The 12,011-nt window shown below is 69.4% G+C and carries 13 protein-coding genes; 8 read left to right on the top strand and 5 right to left on the bottom strand.

Annotated elements, in window-relative coordinates; all coding sequences use genetic code 11:
* Positions 1-51 precede the first annotated feature (51 nt).
* The gene (locus ACLEQD_RS24995) at positions 52-1,041 is read right to left on the bottom strand and encodes an RluA family pseudouridine synthase (RefSeq protein ID WP_410387370.1); all 990 of its coding nucleotides are present in this window, start codon (positions 1,039-1,041) and stop codon (positions 52-54) included.
* A 106-nt stretch (positions 1,042-1,147) separates the two neighbouring features.
* The gene (gene wecB, locus ACLEQD_RS25000; RefSeq protein ID WP_410387386.1) at positions 1,148-2,272 is read right to left on the bottom strand and encodes a non-hydrolyzing UDP-N-acetylglucosamine 2-epimerase; all 1,125 of its coding nucleotides are present in this window, start codon (positions 2,270-2,272) and stop codon (positions 1,148-1,150) included.
* Positions 2,273-2,377: 105 nt separating this feature from the next.
* Between wecB and kdsB the strand changes: the two genes are divergently transcribed.
* Positions 2,378-3,124, top strand: a complete 747-nt coding sequence (kdsB, locus tag ACLEQD_RS25005; protein ID WP_410387372.1) for a 3-deoxy-manno-octulosonate cytidylyltransferase — start codon at positions 2,378-2,380, stop codon at positions 3,122-3,124.
* Here kdsB and ACLEQD_RS25010 read toward each other — a convergent pair.
* Complete coding sequence (locus ACLEQD_RS25010) at positions 3,117-3,965, bottom strand: aldo/keto reductase (RefSeq protein WP_410387374.1); 849 nt, start codon at positions 3,963-3,965, stop codon at positions 3,117-3,119. The two genes, kdsB and ACLEQD_RS25010, sit on opposite strands and share 8 nt — an antisense overlap.
* 126 nt (positions 3,966-4,091) lie before the next feature.
* Between ACLEQD_RS25010 and ACLEQD_RS25015 the strand changes: the two genes are divergently transcribed.
* The 6 genes from ACLEQD_RS25015 (at position 4,092) to ACLEQD_RS25040 (ending at position 10,265) form a co-directional block, all read left to right on the top strand.
* Entirely contained in the window at positions 4,092-5,861 is a 1,770-nt protein-coding gene (locus ACLEQD_RS25015) for an ABC transporter ATP-binding protein (protein ID WP_410387376.1), read from the top strand.
* A gap of 327 nt (positions 5,862-6,188) precedes the next feature.
* Complete coding sequence (locus ACLEQD_RS25020; protein ID WP_120560722.1) at positions 6,189-6,422, top strand: hypothetical protein; 234 nt, start codon at positions 6,189-6,191, stop codon at positions 6,420-6,422.
* Between the two features lie 87 nt (positions 6,423-6,509).
* On the top strand, positions 6,510-8,159 hold the full coding sequence (locus ACLEQD_RS25025; RefSeq protein ID WP_171415386.1) for a CTP synthase: 1,650 nt from the start codon (positions 6,510-6,512) through the stop codon (positions 8,157-8,159).
* Positions 8,156-8,992: a 3-deoxy-8-phosphooctulonate synthase gene (gene kdsA / locus ACLEQD_RS25030; protein ID WP_410387378.1), complete on the top strand. Its 837-nt coding sequence runs from the start codon at positions 8,156-8,158 to the stop codon at positions 8,990-8,992. Before ACLEQD_RS25025 ends, kdsA begins: the two co-directional genes overlap by 4 nt.
* A 23-nt stretch (positions 8,993-9,015) precedes the next feature.
* Positions 9,016-9,591, top strand: a complete 576-nt coding sequence (locus ACLEQD_RS25035; protein WP_410387388.1) for a KdsC family phosphatase — start codon at positions 9,016-9,018, stop codon at positions 9,589-9,591.
* A 44-nt stretch (positions 9,592-9,635) separates the two neighbouring features.
* Positions 9,636-10,265, top strand: coding sequence for a response regulator (locus ACLEQD_RS25040; RefSeq protein WP_043321054.1), 630 nt, complete (start codon positions 9,636-9,638; stop codon positions 10,263-10,265).
* A 147-nt stretch (positions 10,266-10,412) separates the two neighbouring features.
* Here ACLEQD_RS25040 and ACLEQD_RS25045 read toward each other — a convergent pair whose 3' ends face one another.
* Together ACLEQD_RS25045 and ACLEQD_RS25050 are read right to left on the bottom strand one after the other, a co-directional pair.
* Complete coding sequence (locus tag ACLEQD_RS25045; protein ID WP_410387380.1) at positions 10,413-10,859, bottom strand: Hsp20/alpha crystallin family protein; 447 nt, start codon at positions 10,857-10,859, stop codon at positions 10,413-10,415.
* Between the two features lie 233 nt (positions 10,860-11,092).
* Positions 11,093-11,287, bottom strand: coding sequence for a CPXCG motif-containing cysteine-rich protein (locus tag ACLEQD_RS25050; protein WP_410387382.1), 195 nt, complete (start codon positions 11,285-11,287; stop codon positions 11,093-11,095).
* A gap of 102 nt (positions 11,288-11,389) precedes the next feature.
* Here ACLEQD_RS25050 and ACLEQD_RS25055 point away from each other — a divergent pair.
* Positions 11,390-12,011 (top strand): hypothetical protein (locus ACLEQD_RS25055; RefSeq protein ID WP_410387384.1); only part of this gene is annotated, 622 nt, incomplete at its 3' end.

Raw genomic sequence — 12,011 nt, forward strand, 5'->3', positions numbered from 1 at the left:
TGGAAGCTGGGCATGCGGCCGGAATTTGTCTCGGAACTTCTGGCGGCCTACTTAGGAGGCCGGAGCCTTCCCGGCGATGAAGTCCTTCAGGTCATCCGGAAGCGGCGACGCGAAGGTGACGGTCTCCCCGGTGCCGGGGTGCGGGAACGTGATGCGCTCCGCGTGGAGCGCGTGCCGGGGCAGCCGCAGCCGCGCCCACGCCTCCGGCTCCAGCGTGTGCTTGCTGAAGCGGTCGAAGTAGCCGGGGTCCGGCCCGTACATCTTGTCCCCCACCAGCGGGAAGCCCGCCTCGCGCAGGTGGATGCGGATCTGATGCTGCCGCCCCGTCTCCGGAAAGCAGCGCAGCAGCGCGAACGGCGCACCGCCCTGCGTGAAGCGCTGGAGCACCTGGAAGCGCGTGCGGCTGGGCTTGCCCACCACCGGGTCGATGCGCACGGCGATGCGGATGAGGTCCGTGCCCTCCGCGATGGGCGCGTCCACGACGAAGGTGTCCTCGGAGGGCTGGCCCTCGCACAGCGCCAGATACTCCTTGTGCACGTCGCGCGACAGGAACAGCCCGCCCAGCACGCGGCAGGACTCGGTGGTGCGGCCGCACACCACCAGCCCGCTCGTCTCGCGGTCCAGCCGGTGCGCGGGCTCCGCGAAGCGCTCACCGAAGCGCTCGCGCAGCAGCGTCACCAGCGTGCCCTTGTGGTAGCGCGCGGTGGGGTGGATGGGCAGCCCCGCCGGCTTGTCGAGCACCAGCAGCCAGTCATCGGAGAACACGACGGGCAGCGCCGTGGGCGTCACGGGCTCCTGGCTCGCGGGGCGGCGGATGCGGAAGGTGAGCCCGGGGTACACGGGCGTGGAGGGCTTGAGCCGGTACTCGTCGCACAGCACGCCGCGCAGGATGATGCCGCGCACGCGCTCCAGGTCCATGCGGCGGATCTTCTCGCAGAGGTAGCGGTCCAACCGCCACCCCGCGTAGTTCGGCTCCACCACGAACGGGATGTCCACGTAACCGTCGGGCACGGCCGGAGCGCTGTCGGCGTCTTCAAGCATGGCGGGCCTGAAGCTCTACCACGCCTTGAAACGCGAAGGCCGCCCGGCCCCCGCGCACGAAGACGCGAGCACCCGGCGGCCTGACTGCTTCACGCGACGCGTCCGCTCACCCGAAGGCGCGCTTCGTCTCCGCCACGCCCAGGAAGCGCGCGTACAGGTCCGCGATGCGCTCGCCCGTGCGGCCGTCCCACAGCTCCGGCACGCGGCCCTTCTTGAAGTCGCCGGCCAGCACGCGGTTCGCGGCCTCGCGGATGCGCGCGGGGTCGGTGCCCACCACCTCGTTGGAGCCGACCTCCACGGTGATGGGGCGCTCGGTCTGCTCGCGCATGGTGAGGCACGGCACGTTCAGCGCCGTGGTCTCCTCCTGCAGGCCGCCGGAGTCCGTCATCACCAGCTTCGCCTGCGACGTGACGGACAGGAACTCCAGGTAGCCCATGGGGTCCACCAGCTTGAGCCCCGGCGTCTGCTCCAGCTTCGGGCCCAGGCCCTGCTCGGAAATCATCTTGCGCGTGCGCGGGTGCACCGGGAACACGACGGGCAACTGCTTCGCCACGTCCATCAGCACGCCCAGCAGGCCCGCCAGCAGCTTCGGGTTGTCCACGTTGGACGGCCGGTGCAGCGTCGCCACCACGTAGCCCTTGGGCGTCAGGCCCAGGGTCTTCAGCGTGGGCAGCTGGTCGGCCTTCTCCTTGGACGACAGGAGCGAGTCGATCATCACGTTGCCCACCAGGTGGATGTGCTTCGGGTCGATGCCCTCCTTCAAAAGGTTCGCGTCCGCGTCGCGCGACGGCGTGAGCAGCAGGTCGGAGAGCCGGTCGGTGACGACGCGGTTGATCTCCTCCGGCTGGTGCCGCTCGAAGCTGCGCAGGCCCGCCTCCACGTGGGACAGCGGGATGGCCAGCTTGGACGTGACCAGCGCCGCGGCGATGGTGCTGTTCACGTCTCCCACCACGGAGACCAGGTCCGGCTTCTCCTGGAGGAAGACCTTCTCCATCTCCACCATCATCTTCGCCGTCTGCTCGGCATGGCTCCCGGAGCCGATGCCCAGGTGGATTTCGGGCGGAGGCAGCCCCAGGTCCGCGAAGAAGACGTCGCTCATCTTCGCGTCGTAGTGCTGGCCGGTGTGGATGACGAGCTGCTGCAGGGACCCGCGCGCGGAGATGGCCCGGTGGATGGGAGCCACCTTCATGAAATTCGGACGCGCGCCAACGATGTGGATGACCTTCTTCATGTCGCCCCGGAACCTAGGCACGGCGCCATTTCTGGCCAGTGGTAGGCAACGGTCACCCGCCTCCCGGACGCGGCGAGGCGTCCTGAATCTGATAGATGCCGCCCCATGCCCGCCTCCCGCACCGTGGCCGTCATCCCCGCCCGCCATGCCAGCACCCGCTTCCCTGGCAAGCCGCTCGCCCTCATCGCCGGCACGCCCATGGTCGAACACGTCTGGCGCCGCTGTCAGGAGGCCAGCGCCTTCGACGAGGTGTGGGTGGCCACCGACGACGCGCGGATCCGCGACGTCGTGGAGGGCTTCGGCGGCCGCGCGGTGATGACCAGCCCCGCCTGCCCCACCGGCACGGACCGCATCGCGGAGGTGGCCCGCTCCCGCCCGGACGTGGACGTGTGGGTGAACGTGCAGGGGGACGAACCGCTCGTGGACCCCGCCGCCCTCCAGGTGCTGGCGGGCCTCTTCCAGGACCCCGCCGTGCACATGGGCACCCTGGTGCGCCCCCTGGAAGCGGCGGAGGTGGACAACCCGAACGTGGTGAAGGCCGTGCTCGCCCTCAACGGCGACGCGCTCTACTTCAGCCGCGCCGCGGTGCCGCACGCCCGCGAACCCGGCACGCCCGTGCGCCGCTGGGCCCACCTGGGCCTCTACGGCTACCGGCGGGACACGCTGCTCCAGCTGGCCACGCTGGAGCCCACCCCGCTGGAGGAGGCGGAGAAGCTGGAGCAGCTGCGCGCCCTGGAGCACGGCCTGCGCATCCGCTGCGCCCAGGTGTCCTGGCGCACGGTGGCGGTGGACGTGCCGGAGGACGTGGCCCGCGTGGAGGCCGTGCTGCGCGAGCGCGCCGGCGTCAGATGACCGGCAGCTCGTCCGGCTCGACGCCCTTCGGGAAGGCCGCGTCGATGCGCTGGAGCTCCTCCTGCGTGAGCTTCAGCGAGGCCGCGCTCGCGTTGTCGCGCACGTGCGCCACGTCGCTCGCCTTGGGGATGGCGAACATGGACGGCCGGCGCACGAGGAACTGGAGCGCCACCTGGAAGGGCGTCACGCCATGCGCCTTCGCGATGGACGCCAGCACCTTGCCGCCCGCGCTGGTGGGCGACGGGAACCGCCCGTTGCCGAACGGGCTGTAGGCCACCACCGCCACGCCCTGGGACTCGCACCACGGGACGACGGCGTGCTCGATGGCGCGCTCCTCCAGGTGGTACAGCACCTGGTTGCACGCGATGCGGCCCTTGCCCGCGAGCGCCAGCACCTCCTCCAGGTCCTCCACCCCGAAGTTGCTCACGCCCCAGGAGCGGATCTTCCCGGCCGCCACCAGCTCCTCGAAGGCCTCCACCGTGCCCTCCAGCGGGTGGGAGCCGGGCCAGTGCAGCAGGTAGCAATCCAGCCGGTCCGTGCCCAGCCGCTTCAGGCTGCGCTCGCAGGCGGCCACCGCGCCCCGGCGCGTCGCATTGGACGGCATCACCTTGGAGACGAGGAACACCTCGTCGCGCCGGCCCGCGATGGCCTTCGCCACCAGCGTCTCCTCCACGCGGCCGTGCCCGTAGAGCTCCGCGGTGTCCAGGTGCGTGAGCCCCAGGTCCAACCCGGCGCGCAGCGCGCGGATGGCCCCTTCCGCGTCGTCGTCCTCCATCTGCCAGGTGCCCTGTCCGATGACGGGCACCGCCACCCCGGTGTTGCCAAAGACGCGCTTCTCCATGGCCCCTCCTCGCGTGGAACGCTTCCTGGAACCCCTCCGGAATACCACCCGGGCCTCCCGCCTGCATCCCGGCCCTGCGTCACCAGGCAGGCTGCGCGCCCCCCGACAGTCCAGTAGGCTCCGCCGGTGCCTCCCTCCGTCACCGCTCCGACATCCCGCCGCCCCTCCGGGGTCACGGCTCGCCGCCTGCTGGCCCTCGCCCGCCCCGAGGTCGGCGCGCTGCTGTTCGCCACCGTCTTCCTGCTCATCAGCAGCGGCGCCAGCCTCGTGTACCCCCAGGGCGTCCGCATCCTCATCGACGAGGCCCTCAACGCGAAGAACCGCGACCTCATCGACAAGGCCGCGCTCGTCATGCTGGCCGTCTTCCTGGTCCAGGGCGTCGCGACCGCCCTGCGCTACTACCTCTTCAGCACCGCCGGCGAGCGCGTGGTCATGCGCCTGCGCCATGACTTCTTCCAGCGCCTCATGGACCAGGAGGTGGCCTTCTTCGACACGCACCGCACCGGAGAGCTCACCAGCCGGCTCGCCTCCGACACCACCGTGCTCCAGAACACCGTGAGCGTGAACATCTCCCAGGGGCTGCGCAACGCCGTGCAGGTCCTGGGCGGCATCGTGCTGCTCTTCTACACCTCCGCGTCGCTCACGTTCCTGATGCTCGCCATCGTGCCCCTCGTGGTCGTGGGCGGAATGGTCTACGGCCGGCGCGTGCGCGGGCTGTCTCGCGACGTGCAGGACGCGCTCGCCAAGGCCAGCGAGGTCGCCGAGGAGAGCCTGTCCGGCCTGCGCACCGTGCGCTCCTTCGCGGCGGAGCCGTCGGAGGTCGCGCGCTACGGCAACACCGTACGCCACGCCTACGAGGTCGCCCGCCACCGCGCGCGCCAGTCCGCCGCCTTCATGGGAGGCGCCTCCAGCGCGGGCTACGTCTCCGCGGTGGTGGTGTTCTGGTACGGCGGCCGGCTGGTGGTGAACGGCGAGCTCTCCGTGGGCTCCCTCACCTCGTTCCTCATCTACACCATGCTCGTGGCCGTCTCCCTGGGCTCCCTGGCCGACCTCTGGGCGGACTTCATGCGCGCCTCGGGCGCCGCGGAGCGCGTCTTCGAATTGATGGACCGCGCGCCCGCCATCCCCGCCACGCAAGGCGAGCGCCCCGCCACCATCGAGGGCCGCGTGGAGCTGCGGGACGTGCACTTCGCCTACCCCACGCGCCCGGACGTGCCGGTGCTCCAGGGCATCGACCTCACGCTGAAGGCCGGCGAGGTCGTCGCCGTGGTGGGCTCCTCCGGCGCGGGCAAGTCCACCCTCGCCGCCCTCCTGTCCCGCTTCTATGATCCGCTCCAGGGCCAGCTGCTGCTGGACGGCCGCCCCCTCCCGTCCCTGGACCCCAGCTGGCTGCGGCGCCACGTGGGCATGGTCGCCCAGGAGCCCCTGCTCTTCTCCTGCTCCATCGCGGACAACATCCGCTACGGCCGCCCGGACGCCACCGACGCGCAGGTGGAGGCCGCCGCCCGGGCCGCCAACGCGCACGACTTCATCCAGCGCTTCCCGGACGGCTACCGCACGGAGGTGGGCGAGCGCGGCGTGCAGCTGTCGGGCGGCCAGAAGCAGCGCGTGGCCATCGCGCGGGCCGTGCTCAAGGACCCGCGCATCCTCATCCTGGACGAGGCGACGTCCGCCCTGGACGCGGAGAGCGAGCACCTGGTCAAGGACGCCCTGGACAGGCTGATGCAGGGCCGCACCACGCTCATCATCGCCCACCGCCTGTCCACCGTGGCCAACGCCCAGCGCGTGCTGGTGCTGGAGTCCGGCCGCGTGGTGCAGAGCGGCACCCACGCCAGCCTCATGACGCAGGACGGCCTCTACCGCCGCCTCGTGGAGCGCCAGGTCGTCGCCGCCTGAACGCTCGTCCCCCGGACGGGCCCCGGGCCCCTGAGGTCTTCGTGGCGCGAAATGGGGGCACGCATTATCTCTGCTGCCGCAAGAAAGGAGGTGATGCCTTGAACGACAGCAAGACCAAGGCGTCCACCTCCGTCGCGGTGGCCTGCTAACGCGGTGTCTGCCCGGCGGAAGTGACGCCCGCGGTACAGAGTCGCCCCTGCCTTTGCCGGCGGGGGCGACTTTTTTTGTCCCCCTTCCCCACCGGGAATGTCCTGTCCCCCCGCCGGTTCGTGGCCGCCGGGGGGAAGCGCCATCCACGACCGTTGGGTCGCCTGCCGGAGAACTGCCGTGTCCATCACGCCGTGTCCCATTCCCCTGCCCTCCGCCCTCCGTGATGAAGAGACGGTGGATGACCAGCGCAATCTTTTCTGTCCCAACTACGACGCCTGCCTGCACCAGGTGGTGAAGAAAGGCTGGGAGGGCTGGAGCTGCCGGGGGTGCGACCTGCGGCGCTTCCGCGTGGGCCAGCCCACCGCCCAGCAGTTCGCGGTCGCCCGCCCTGGCGGTTGGGACGCGCAGTGAAGGGCTGACGCCGCGGGGCGGGGCCAGCCGGGCGTCCAGCCGGCAGAGATTATTTGACGCCCCCTGGCCCTCTTGGCAGGAAGGGACATGCGCTCCAAGAAAACCAAGTTCATCTTCGTGACGGGCGGCGTGGTCAGCTCGCTGGGGAAGGGACTGGCCTCCGCATCCATTGGCGCCCTCCTCGAGAACCGCGGGCTGGACATCACCCTCATCAAGCTGGATCCCTACATCAACGTGGATCCGGGCACGATGAGCCCCTTCCAGCACGGCGAAGTGTTCGTCACCGAGGACGGTGGCGAGACCGACATGGACCTGGGCCACTACGAGCGGTTCACCCACGCCCGGATGAGCCGCCTCAACAACTTCACGTCCGGCCGCATCTACAACGCGGTCATCACCAAGGAACGCCGGGGTGAATACCTGGGCAAGACGGTCCAGGTGATTCCGCACATCACGGATGAGATCAAGGCCAGCATCCGCCAGGCCGCCCAGGACGTGGACGTCGTCATCGTGGAGGTCGGCGGCACGGTGGGCGACATCGAGTCCCTGCCCTTCCTCGAGGCCATCCGCCAGATGCGCTACGACGTGGGCAGCCAGAACGCGGTCTACATCCACCTGACGCTGCTGCCGTACATCGGCGCCGCGGGCGAGGTGAAGACCAAGCCCACGCAGCACTCGGTGATGAAGCTGCGCGAGATCGGCATCCAGCCGGACTTCCTCCTGTGCCGCACCGACCGGGAGATTTCGCGCGAGCTGAAGGACAAGATCGCCATGTTCTGCAACGTGGACAACGGCAACGTGTTCACGTCCCCGGACGTGCGCAGCATCTACGAGCTGCCCCTGGAGCTGCACCGCCAGGGCCTGGATGAGCGGCTGGCGGAGGTGCTCAACATCTGGAGCCGCGCCCCCCACCTGGAGAAGTGGGAGACCATCGTCCGCAAAATCTACGAGCCCGCGCGCGGTGAAGTCACCGTCGCCATCGTGGGCAAGTACGTGAACCTCACGGAGAGCTACAAGAGCCTCAACGAGTCCCTGCTCCACGGCGGCATCGCCAACGACGTGCGCGTGAAGCTGCGCTTCGTGGACAGCCAGGACGTGGAGGCGCAGGGGCCGGAGAAGACGCTCGCGGGCGTGGACGCGGTGCTCGTGCCCGGCGGCTTCGGCGTGCGCGGCACCGAAGGGAAGATCGCCGCCGTCCGCTACGCGCGGGAGAACAAGCTGCCCTTCTTCGGCATCTGCCTGGGCCTCCAGATGGCCGTGGTGGAGTTCAGCCGCACCGTGCTGGGCTTGAAGGGCGCCAACAGCCTGGAGTTCGACGAGCACACCCCGCACCCCGTGGTGACGCTCATGGAGAGCCAGGTGAAGGTGCAGGACAAGGGCGGCACCATGCGCCTGGGCAGCTACGCGTGCGCGCTCAAGGCCGGCACCGTCGCGCACAAGCTCTACGCCCAGGAGTCCATCCAGGAGCGCCACCGCCACCGCTACGAGGTCAACAACGCCTACCGCGGCCGCCTCCAGGAGGCCGGGCTCGTCATCTCCGGCCACAACCCGGAGCTGAACCTGGTGGAGATGATTGAGCTGGCGGACCATCCGTACTTCGTCGGCTGCCAGTTCCACCCGGAGTTCAAGAGCAAGCCCTTCGCCCCCCACCCCCTGTTCTCCGGCTTCATCGGCGCGGCGCTCGCCCAGCGGGACGCCCACCGGACCCAGGCCCCCGCCACCCCGGTGCGCGCATGAGCAACACCCCCTCCATCGAGCTGTGCGGCCACAAGGTCGGCCCCGGCCAGCGCCTCTTCGTCATCGCCGGCCCGGACAGCATCGAGTCCGAGGAGATGGCCCTGCGCCACGCCCACCTGCTCAAGGGCATCACCGCCCGGCTGGGCGTCCCGTATGCCTTCAAATGTTCCTATGACAAGGCCAACCGGACCAGCGGCAAGTCCTTCCGCGGACCGGGTTTGAAGGAAGGTCTGAGAATCCTGGACCGCATCCGCCGGGAGGTGGGGGTGCCCGTTCTCACGGACGTCCATGAAACCAGCCACGTCGGGCCTGCCGCTGAAGTCGTGGATATCATCCAGATACCGGCCTTCCTCTGCCGTCAGACGGACCTGGTGGAGGCGGTGGCCCGCTCGGGCAAGGGGGTGAACTTGAAGAAGGGACAGTTCGTCGCCCCCAAGGACATCGTCCACTCGGCCAGGAAGGCCGTGGAGGCGGGCAACCCCAACGTGCTCGTCACCGAGCGCGGCTCCTCCTTCGGCTACAACAACCTCGTCGTGGACATGCGCGGCTTCGCCCAGATGCGCGAGGCCGGCCTCGTGGTGTGCATGGACGCGACCCACGCCGTCCAGCTCCCCTCCTCCAGCGACGGAAAGACAGGCGGCGAGCGCCGGTTCGTCTCACTGCTCGCCCGGAGCGCCGCCGCCGCCGGGATTGACGCTTTATTCACAGAAGTCCACGAAGACCCCGACCGTGCCCTGTGTGACGGTCCGTGCTCGCTCAATCCACAGATGTTCGAGGACGTGGTACGAGATGTGCTCAGCATCCGCCGCGCGCTGGGTCACGAAGCCAGTTGATGGACGCGAAAGGTGAGGAGGCCATGCAGACGGAAGCGCCTTCCAAACCGGGTAAGGAAGAGCTGACGTCCCGTGCGTCGCGCGTGCGACTGCTCGTGTTCGACGTGGATGGCGTCCTCACCGACGGCGCGCTGTACTACGGCGACAACGGCGAGGTGATGAAGCGCTTCAACGTGAAGGACGGCCATGCGCTCGTCATGGCCCGGCTGGTGGGCCTGCCCGCCGCCATCCTCACCGCGCGCAGCTCCCGCATCGTGGAAGCCCGGGGCCGGGAACTCGGCCTCGCCGCCGTCTTCCAGGGCCGCAAGGAGAAGGGTCCCGCTCTCCAGGAATTGCTCGCCCAACTCCAGATACCCGCGAATCAGTGCGCGTATATGGGAGACGACCTCAACGACCTGGACCCCATGTCGCTCTCCGGGCTTTCCGCCTGTCCGGCGGATGCCGTTCCAGAGGTGCGCCAGGAGGCGGACTTCGTTACGCAGAACGTGGGCGGTCACGGAGCCGCCCGTGAGCTGGTCGAGCTGTGCCTCCGTGCCAGTGGCCGTTGGGACGACGCCGTGGGTCTGATGCGAAGCACAGGTAAACGCAGCACGTCGTAGGGTGGGTTGATCAAACCCCGCATTCAAGGTAGGTGTTTATTTCCATGGCTAGTGGAACGATGCAGTCCGAGGGGAGTACGGCGATGACGGACCAGCTCTACACGACGCACGACATCAGTCGGTTGCTTCAGGTGGACCCGTCGACGGTGAGCAAGTGGATCGACCGCGGCATCCTGATGGCCTTCCGGACTCCGGGTGGCCACCGGCGTGTGCGTTCAACCGACCTGCGCACCTTCCTGGTCACCCACCAGATGCCCGTGCCCGAGGAGCTGGGCAGCAGCACGGTGCGCCTGCTGGTCGTGGACGACGAGCGCCCGGTGCTGGACGCCATCAAGCGCGCGTTCAAGCCGCATGCGAACCAGGTGGAGCTCCAGACGACGACGAGCGGCGTGGAGGCCCTGCTGCTGGTGTCGGAGCAGAAGCCGCACGGGATGATCATCGACCTCAACATGCCGGACATCGACGGCATCGAGGTCTGCAAGCGCATCCGCGCGCGCAAGCAGATGGAGGGCGTGCGCCTCATCACCATGACGAGCAATCACACGCCCGACGTGGTGGAGCAGTCCAAGCAGGCCGGCGCGGTGGCGTGCCTGGCCAAGCCGCTGGACGTGACGCAGGTGATGGAGCTGTTCCGGGTTCCGCTGGCGCTCAACACCAGCGCTGCTCGCAAGTAAGGGGACGGGGGCTTCCGCCGGCCACCGCGGAAGCCCTCGGGTCGCAAGGATGCTTGCGGGAGTCGCCGCGCCTCGCCGCAGCGAGGGCAGCGGCCTCCCTGATAGGTGGATGCCCTGGCATCCATCGGACGCGTTGATGCATGTGCATCAACCCTGGACCTTCACCTCGACGACGCGGGGCTTGGTCTCCTCGCGGCGCGGCAGGGTGAGGGTGAGCACGCCATTGTCGTAGCGGGCCTCCACGCGGGTGGCATCCACCGTGTCAGGCAGGCGGAACTGGCGCGCGTAGACGCCCGAGGCGCGCTCCTGGCGGCGCAGGGTGCTCCCCTCCGGAACGGTCTCCGCCTTGCGCTCGGAGCGCACGGTCAGCACGCCGTCCTCCACCTTCACCTGGATGGCCTTGGCGTCGTGGCCGGGCAGGTCCACGCGCAGCGTGATGCCGGACTCGGCCTCCAGGATGTCCGCCGCGGGCGTGACGGTGCGCTCGGCGTCGTTGCGGGCGCCCGGCGACGCCAACTCGCGCAAGAGGAAGTCGAAGTCGCGCAGCAGGGGAAGGGCAACGGCGGCGTTGTAGGGATTGCGGTGGTTCAGCATGGTCGTCTCCTGTTCGTGACGTCCCACGGGACGCACGTTGTGCGGGTTCACGGTCGTTGTCGAAGCGGGCGGCCGGGACCCTGTTTCCAGGAGCGCCCGGCAGCGCCCTCACAGACTCAAGAGAACCATGCTTCGGGACGTGTCAAGCAACGGCCCCCGCCGTCCTGGAGCCCTGGAAAGGGGCTGTCGCGCCCGCTCGCCTGCCCTCCCGCCAGGAGGCCGCCGCCGGGGTGTCAGTCGTCGTCGCGGCCCAGGAAGACGCTGGCGCCGTCGTCGTCCCGGGTGACGCGCACCTGCCAGGGGCGGCAGCAGACGGGGCAGTCCTCCACGTAGGACTCGGTGGAGGCGCCCAGCGAGTCCACGTCGACTTCCACCTCCTCACCGCAGTAGGGGCACAGCTGGGTGGCGGCGTCCGCGAAGGGCTGCATGGGGCAAGCCTCCTTGCTCTCAAGGCATGTTCCCATGCCTTCAGGCATGTTCATTGACGTGGACTGAGCGTCCGCGCCATCAGACGCTAGAATCCCCACCCCATGGCTCCCCCTTCCCGGAATCGCATCGCGGACATCCTCGTCAAGGCGCGCGTCATCGACGAGTTGCAGCTACGCAGCGCGCTCGCGTCGCTGGACCAGTGGGGCGGACGCGTGTCGCGCGTCATCGCGGACCTGGGCCTGGCCTCCGAGGAGACCATCACCCAGGCCATCTGCCAGGGCCTGGGAATGCCGCGCGTGCAGCTGGGCAACCTGACGAAGGACGCGGCCGCGCTCTCGCGCGTGGACGTGGGGCTCGCCGAGCAGAAGGGCGTCTTCCCCGTGCAGCTCAAGGACAACGGGAAGACGCTGGTGCTGGCCATGTCCGACCCCACGGACCTGGCCACGTTGGATCAGGTCGCGGCGCGCACGCGCGCCCGCGTGGTCCCCATGGTGGCGGGCGACCGCGAAATCGAGCACGCCATCCTGCGCCACTACCGCGGCCAGGAGCCGGTGGAGAAGAAGCGCTTCAAGCCGGACACGCACAAGCAGCAGGACGCGGGCGAGCTCCCGGAGGAGGAGGAGTTCAAGGTCGTGGACATGAGCGGCAAGACGGTCGTCAAACGCATCAGCGACATCGTCGACCCGAACGCCGCCCCGCCGCCCGCCGCGCCCGCCCCCGCGC

Origin of the sequence: Corallococcus sp. 4LFB (assembly GCF_046520365.1) — a bacterium.
GTDB lineage: Bacteria > Myxococcota > Myxococcia > Myxococcales > Myxococcaceae > Corallococcus > Corallococcus caeni.

Coding starts and splice junctions, on each gene's coding strand:
- ACLEQD_RS24995 (WP_410387370.1), bottom strand. CDS start 1,041: ATGCTTGAAGACGCCGACAGCGCTCCGGCCGTGCCCGACGGTTACGTG.
- wecB (WP_410387386.1), bottom strand. CDS start 2,272: ATGAAGAAGGTCATCCACATCGTTGGCGCGCGTCCGAATTTCATGAAG.
- kdsB (WP_410387372.1), top strand. CDS start 2,378: ATGCCCGCCTCCCGCACCGTGGCCGTCATCCCCGCCCGCCATGCCAGC.
- ACLEQD_RS25010 (WP_410387374.1), bottom strand. CDS start 3,965: ATGGAGAAGCGCGTCTTTGGCAACACCGGGGTGGCGGTGCCCGTCATC.
- ACLEQD_RS25025 (WP_171415386.1), top strand. CDS start 6,510: ATGCGCTCCAAGAAAACCAAGTTCATCTTCGTGACGGGCGGCGTGGTC.
- kdsA (WP_410387378.1), top strand. CDS start 8,156: ATGAGCAACACCCCCTCCATCGAGCTGTGCGGCCACAAGGTCGGCCCC.
- ACLEQD_RS25035 (WP_410387388.1), top strand. CDS start 9,016: ATGCAGACGGAAGCGCCTTCCAAACCGGGTAAGGAAGAGCTGACGTCC.
- ACLEQD_RS25040 (WP_043321054.1), top strand. CDS start 9,636: ATGGCTAGTGGAACGATGCAGTCCGAGGGGAGTACGGCGATGACGGAC.
- ACLEQD_RS25045 (WP_410387380.1), bottom strand. CDS start 10,859: ATGCTGAACCACCGCAATCCCTACAACGCCGCCGTTGCCCTTCCCCTG.
- ACLEQD_RS25050 (WP_410387382.1), bottom strand. CDS start 11,287: ATGCAGCCCTTCGCGGACGCCGCCACCCAGCTGTGCCCCTACTGCGGT.